Origin of the sequence: Nocardioides nematodiphilus (assembly GCF_020216525.1) — a bacterium.
Taxonomy (GTDB): Bacteria; Actinomycetota; Actinomycetes; order Propionibacteriales; family Nocardioidaceae; genus Nocardioides; species Nocardioides nematodiphilus.
On record NZ_JAIWOY010000021.1, the window covers coordinates 1 to 5,337 of the forward strand.

At 55.1% G+C, this 5,337-nt stretch carries 2 rRNA genes; both read left to right on the top strand.

What is annotated here, in order from left to right:
- Nucleotides 1-193: 193 nt before the first annotated feature.
- Nucleotides 194-1,710: ribosomal RNA gene (locus KSO98_RS18305) — 16S ribosomal RNA — on the top strand.
- 460 nt (nt 1,711-2,170) lie between these two features.
- Nucleotides 2,171-5,274: ribosomal RNA gene (locus tag KSO98_RS18310) — 23S ribosomal RNA — on the top strand.
- Together the 16S and 23S rRNA genes form the textbook arrangement of a ribosomal RNA operon.
- Nucleotides 5,275-5,337: the final 63 nt, after the last annotated feature.

Sequence of the window (5,337 nt, forward strand, 5' to 3'; positions counted from 1 at the left end):
CACGGTGCGCGTGTGATTCTTGAGAACTCAACAGTGTGTCAAATAGTCGACGAATTAATTTTGTTATGCCCCGTTGACCTTCGGGTTTCAACGGTTAACTAACTAATTCTGGCAATTGATTTTGTCAGGGTTTGTTTTGTTTCAGGCATCTCTTCTTGCTCGGCTCACTTTTGGTGGGTTGGGTGTTTGTTTTTTGATGGAGAGTTTGATCCTGGCTCAGGACGAACGCTGGCGGCGTGCTTAACACATGCAAGTCGAGCGGAAAGGCCCTTCGGGGTACTCGAGCGGCGAACGGGTGAGTAACACGTGAGTAATCTGCCCTGGACTCTGGGATAGCCACCGGAAACGGTGATTAATACCGGATATGACCACTTTCTGCATGGATGGTGGTGGAAACTTTTTTGGGTCCAGGATGTGCTCGCGGCCTATCAGCTTGTTGGTGGGGTAATGGCCTACCAAGGCTTCGACGGGTAGCCGGCCTGAGAGGGTGACCGGCCACACTGGGACTGAGACACGGCCCAGACTCCTACGGGAGGCAGCAGTGGGGAATATTGGACAATGGGCGGAAGCCTGATCCAGCAACGCCGCGTGAGGGATGACGGCCTTCGGGTTGTAAACCTCTTTCAGTGCAGACGAAGCGCAAGTGACGGTATGCACAGAAGAAGGACCGGCCAACTACGTGCCAGCAGCCGCGGTAATACGTAGGGTCCGAGCGTTGTCCGGAATTATTGGGCGTAAAGGGCTCGTAGGCGGTCTGTTGCGTCGGGAGTGAAAACCCAGGGCTTAACCCTGGGCCTGCTTTCGATACGGGCAGACTAGAGGCATTCAGGGGAGAACGGAATTCCTGGTGTAGCGGTGAAATGCGCAGATATCAGGAGGAACACCGGTGGCGAAGGCGGTTCTCTGGGAATGTTCTGACGCTGAGGAGCGAAAGTGTGGGGAGCGAACAGGATTAGATACCCTGGTAGTCCACACCGTAAACGTTGGGCGCTAGGTGTGGGGCCTATTCCATGGGTTCCGTGCCGCAGCTAACGCATTAAGCGCCCCGCCTGGGGAGTACGGCCGCAAGGCTAAAACTCAAAGGAATTGACGGGGGCCCGCACAAGCGGCGGAGCATGCGGATTAATTCGATGCAACGCGAAGAACCTTACCTGGGTTCAACTACTACCGGAAAGCGCTAGAGATAGTGCCCCTTTTTGTCGGTAGATAGGTGGTGCATGGCTGTCGTCAGCTCGTGTCGTGAGATGTTGGGTTAAGTCCCGCAACGAGCGCAACCCTCGTTCTATGTTGCCAGCACGTTATGGTGGGGACTCATAGGAGACTGCCGGGGTCAACTCGGAGGAAGGTGGGGATGACGTCAAGTCATCATGCCCCTTATGTCCAGGGCTTCACGCATGCTACAATGGCCGGTACAAAGGGCTGCGATCCCGTGAGGGGGAGCGAATCCCAAAAAGCCGGTCTCAGTTCGGATTGGGGTCTGCAACTCGACCCCATGAAGTCGGAGTCGCTAGTAATCGCAGATCAGCAACGCTGCGGTGAATACGTTCCCGGGCCTTGTACACACCGCCCGTCACGTCACGAAAGTCGGCAACACCCGAAGCCGGTGGCCTAACCCCTTGTGGGAGGGAGCTGTCGAAGGTGGGGCTGGCGATTGGGACGAAGTCGTAACAAGGTAGCCGTACCGGAAGGTGCGGCTGGATCACCTCCTTTCTAAGGAGTCAGTGGCCATGATCAGGCGGCAACAGTGCTTGTCTGGATGGTGCTACTCACTAGTGGAATCGTCGACGAAGAACCGACACGGTCAGTGTGGGGGTCAGTACAGCCAGCTTGCTGGAGTGGAACCTCTCCCTCGTTGATGTGGTCTGGAGTTTTGGCACGCTGTTGGGCTTTGAGGAATCACATCCTCTGCCCCGGAGCCCCTGTGGGGGTGGTGGGGTTGCCTCCTTCGTCTGAAGCGCACGTGAGTGTGTGGTGGGTGTTGGTGGGTGTGGTGGTTGATAGTTGGATAGTGGACGCGAGCATCTTATGAGTGCTGCTGTGCAAGCTCACATGACTTCACCAGGTTGTGTGGGTAGGCGGCACTTTCTAGTCTTTGTAGTTTATTGCCTTTGATTTGAGTTTTGCTCGACTAAGACGACGACGTGTTTGTTGTTTTTGTTGAGTGTTTGTTTGGCAAGCTATGAGGGGCACATGGTGGATGCCTTGGCATCAAGAGCCGATGAAGGACGTGCGAGCCTGCGTTAAGCCCTGGGGAGTTGGCAACGGAGCGTTGATCCGGGGGTGTCCGAATGGGGGAACCCAGCACGAGTCATGTCGTGTTACCCCTGCCTGAATGTATAGGGCAGGTGGAGGGAACGCCGGGAAGTGAAACATCTCAGTACCGGTAGGAAGAGAAAACAAAAGTGATTCCGTGAGTAGTGGCGAGCGAAAGCGGATGAGGCTAAACCAGTCACGTGTGATACCCGGCAGGGGTTGCGTGGTTGGGGTCGTGGGAGCCTTCGAACTCATCTGCCGGTGGGTTGCACAGTAAGAAAACACAGCTGAATGCGAAGTCGTTGGGAAGCGGCGCCGTAGAGGGTGAGAGTCCCGTAGTGGTAAGGCTGTGTCTGTGGAGGGATTTCCCAAGTAACACGCTACTCCTGGAATGGCGTGTGAATCTGGCAGGACCACCTGTTAAGCCTAAATACTTCTTGATGACCGATAGCGGACAAGTACCGTGAGGGAAAGGTGAAAAGTACCCCTGGCGGGGAGTGAAATAGTACCTGAAACCATGTGCCTACAATCCGTCAGAGCCCGGCTGCTCTCTTTGAGAGTGTTGGGGTGATGGCGTGCCTTTTGAAGAATGAGCCTGCGAGTTAGTGGTGTGTGGCGAGGTTAACCCGTGTGGGGTAGTCGTAGCGAAAGCGAGTCCGAATAGGGCGTTTTAGTCGCATGCTCTAGACCCGAAGCGAAGTGATCTATCCATGGGCAGGTTGAAGCGCCGGTAAGACGGCGTGGAGGACCGAACCCACTTCAGTTGAAAATGGAGGGGATGACCTGTGGATAGGGGTGAAAGGCCAATCAAACTTCGTGATAGCTGGTTCTCCCCGAAATGCATTTAGGTGCAGCGTTGCGTGTTTCTTGCATCAGGTAGAGCACTGGATAGCCGATGGGCCCGACCAGGTTACTGACGTTAGCCAAACTCCGAATGGGTGTAAGTGAGAGCGCAGCAGTGAGACAGTGGGGGATAAGCTCCATTGTCGAGAGGGAAACAGCCCAGACCATCAGCTAAGGCCCCTAAGCGGCGGCTAAGTGGAAAAGGATGTGGAGTCGCAGTGACAACCAGGAGGTTGGCTTGGAAGCAGCCACCCTTGAAAGAGTGCGTAATAGCTCACTGGTCAAGTGATTCCGCGCCGACAATGTAGCGGGGCTCAAGCCGCCCGCCGAAGCTATGGCACTCCAGAATTTGTTCTGGGGTGGGTAGGGGAGCGTCGTGTATGCGGTGAAGCGGCAGAGTGATCTAGCCGTGGAGAGTACACGAGTGAGAATGCAGGCATGAGTAGCGAATGATGAGTGAGAAACTCATCCGCCGGATGATCAAGGGTTCCAGGGTCAAGCTAATCTGCCCTGGGTAAGTCGGGACCTAAGGCGAGGCCGACAGGCGTAGTCGATGGACAACCAGTTGATATTCTGGTACCGGCGAAGAAGCGCCCATGCTGAGGCGCGTGATGCTAAGTGCCCGAAACACCGCGACCAACCCTTCGGGGGCGGCGTGTGTGCGTAGCGCACGACCCGAGCGTGTAGTAGGTAAGCGATGGGGTGACGCAGGAAGGTAGTCGATCCGGCGCGATGGTTGTCGCCGGCTAAGGATGTAGGACGAATGGTAGGCAAATCCGCCGTTCTGCTTTGAATAGCGTGTCTGAGATCTGATGGGGACCCGTTTGGGGAAGTCGATGATCCTATGCTGTCGAGAAAAACCTCTAGCGAGCTTCGAGCCGCCCGTACCCCAAACCGACTCAGGTGATCAGGTAGAGAATACCAAGGCGATCGAGTGAACCATGGTTAAGGAACTCGGCAAAATGCCCCCGTAACTTCGGGAGAAGGGGGGCCCGGATCGTGAACCCACTTGCTGGGGGAGCGTGAAAGGCCGCAGAGACCAGGCCCAAGCGACTGTTTACTAAAAACACAGGTCCGTGCGAAGTTGTAAGACGATGTATACGGACTGACTCCTGCCCGGTGCTGGAAGGTTAAGGGGACCGGTTAGACAGTAATGTCGAAGCTGAGAACTTAAGCCCCAGTAAACGGCGGTGGTAACTATAACCATCCTAAGGTAGCGAAATTCCTTGTCGGGTAAGTTCCGACCTGCACGAATGGAGTAACGACTTGGGCGCTGTCTCAACCGTGGACTCGGCGAAATTGCACTACGAGTAAAGATGCTCGTTACGCGCAGAAGGACGGAAAGACCCCGGGACCTTTACTATAGTTTGGTATTGGTGTTTGGTTCGGCTTGTGTAGGATAGGTGGGAGACTGTGAAGTCCATACGCCAGTATGGGTGGAGTCATCGTTGAAATACCACTCTGGTCGTACTAGATGTCTAACCTAGGACCATGATCTGGTTCAGGGACAGTGCCTGATGGGTAGTTTAACTGGGGCGGTTGCCTCCTAAAATGTAACGGAGGCGCTCAAAGGTTCCCTCAGCCTGGTTGGTAATCAGGTGTTGAGTGTAAGTGCACAAGGGAGCTTGACTGTGAGACAGACATGTCGAGCAGGGACGAAAGTCGGAACTAGTGATCCGGTGTCGGCATGTGGAAGCGGCATCGCTCAACGGATAAAAGGTACCCCGGGGATAACAGGCTGATCTTCCCCAAGAGTCCATATCGACGGGATGGTTTGGCACCTCGATGTCGGCTCGTCGCATCCTGGGGCTGGAGTAGGTCCCAAGGGTTGGGCTGTTCGCCCATTAAAGCGGCACGCGAGCTGGGTTTAGAACGTCGTGAGACAGTTCGGTCCCTATCCTCTGCGCGCGTAGGAAACTTGAGAAAGGCTGTCCCTAGTACGAGAGGACCGGGATGGACGAACCTCTGGTGTGCCAGTTGTACCGCCAGGTGCATGGCTGGTTGGCTACGTTCGGAAGTGATAACCGCTGAACGCATCTAAGCGGGAAGCATGTTTCAAGATGAGGTTTCCCACCCATATTGGGTTAAGGCTCCCTATAGACGATGGGGTTGATAGGCCAGAAGTGTACAACCGTGAGGTAGAGCTGACTGGTACTAATAGGCCGAGGGCTTGCCTTACAAACGCTCAACAAAACCAACAAACGCATAAACTGCGCAAAGTGTTCGCGTCCACGAACCAAC